The sequence below is a fragment of the Bacteroides sp. 1_1_30 genome (assembly GCF_020982715.1).
Classification (GTDB): Bacteria; Bacteroidota; Bacteroidia; order Bacteroidales; family Bacteroidaceae; genus Bacteroides; species Bacteroides xylanisolvens.
Window position 1 is genome coordinate 1 of record NZ_JAJKHN010000200.1, and the last position, 1,570, is coordinate 1,570.

At 54.7% G+C, this 1,570-nt stretch carries 1 pseudogene; it reads left to right on the plus strand.

The features are described from left to right. A pseudogene (locus LPH68_RS26150) lies at positions 1-1,570 on the plus strand (viral A-type inclusion protein); the annotation flags it as partial.

Sequence of the window (1,570 nt, forward strand, 5' to 3'; positions counted from 1 at the left end):
AGGCAGAAATAGAACGTACCAAAATCGCTCTTCAAATGGCCCAATCGTCCAGCGCTTCAGCTGACGAAGAATACCTGAACGCCACCTCTGAAATGAAGGCGCTTGCCGGGGAGGTGAAAAGTGCCTCCCAGGACACGGTTGACGGGTTGAACATGGTATCCGACGGGTTGCACGGCTTTGCGAGCGGAACCTTGCAGGGATCATTTGAAGGAATCCAGAACATGCTTACCGGTCTTTCAAAACTGAATATCGGAGGCAAGGTCGGTGATGCTATCAGTCAGATGTCCGAGACCCTGTCAAGTGCCGGAGTCATCGGGCAGATCATATCGGCCATTCTCTCCATACTGGATTTGCTGAAAGACGGTATTGGCCCGATTATTTCATCATTGATAGACACCATTTTCAATGCGATAACCGGAATACTCGACAATATCCTCAGCGGGGACCTGTTCAAACAGATAGGCGGTTCCCTTGTGAAAGGTATCGGAGGACTGCTGAACACGGTGTCTTTCGGAGGTTTCAACAAACTGTTCGGCATCGGCGGGAACGCCAAGGAAGTGCAGGCGGCTATAGACCGTCTTACAGACCGGAACGAGAAACTGCAGACCTCCATCGAGGACCTGACCGATACCATCAAGGCGAGCAAGGGGACTAAATCGGTGGAAGCTTACCGGGATGCTTACAAATACCAGAAAGAAACGAATGCAAACTATCTGCAGATAGCGAAGGAACAGGCACGCTACAGCGGAAGTCACCACAGCTGGAACTACTACTGGGGTGGTTTCAACCAAGTACAGATAGACAAACTGAGCGGACAGATTGGCCGCCAGTGGGACGGGAACCTGTGGAGCCTGAGCCCGGAGGAGATGAAAGCGCTGCGTTCGAATGTGGACATGTGGACGCAAATCCAGAACACCGGCAAGGGCGGTTACGGCGGGCGACTGACCGAGAAGCTGGATGACTACATAGCGCAGGCCGGCAAGCTGGAGGAACTGACCGACCAGCTGTATGAAGGGCTGACGGGCATTTCATTCGACGGTATGTACAGCAGCTTCATCGACAACCTGATGAACATGAAGTATGGCGCGAAGGATGCGGCGGAGGATATATCCGAGTACTTCATGCGGGCGATGCTGAGCAACAAGATCGGTGAACTGTACAGCGAAAAACTGAAAGGCTGGTGGGAGAAGTTCGGCAAGGCGATGGAGGACAACGAACTGACCGAGGCGGAACGGAATGCGCTGACTGAAGAGTACATGCAGTATGTGGACGAAGCCCTTGCCCTGCGTGACAACCTGGCGGCAGCCACGGGCTACGACAAGACCGAAGCCGGCGGTACCAGCCAGAGTGCGAAAGCGGGCGGCTTCACGGCCATGACGCAGGACCAGGGGACGAAGCTGGAGGGCATGTTTACCAGCGGGCTGCAGCACTGGAGCAGCATGGACGACCGGCTGGAAAGTGTGGCGGAAAAGATGGACACGGCCGAAGGGCATCTGGCCCGGATAGCCGAGAACACCGGTGTGAGCGCCGGACACCTGGGCGAACTGAAGGAAGTGATAAAGAAAATGAT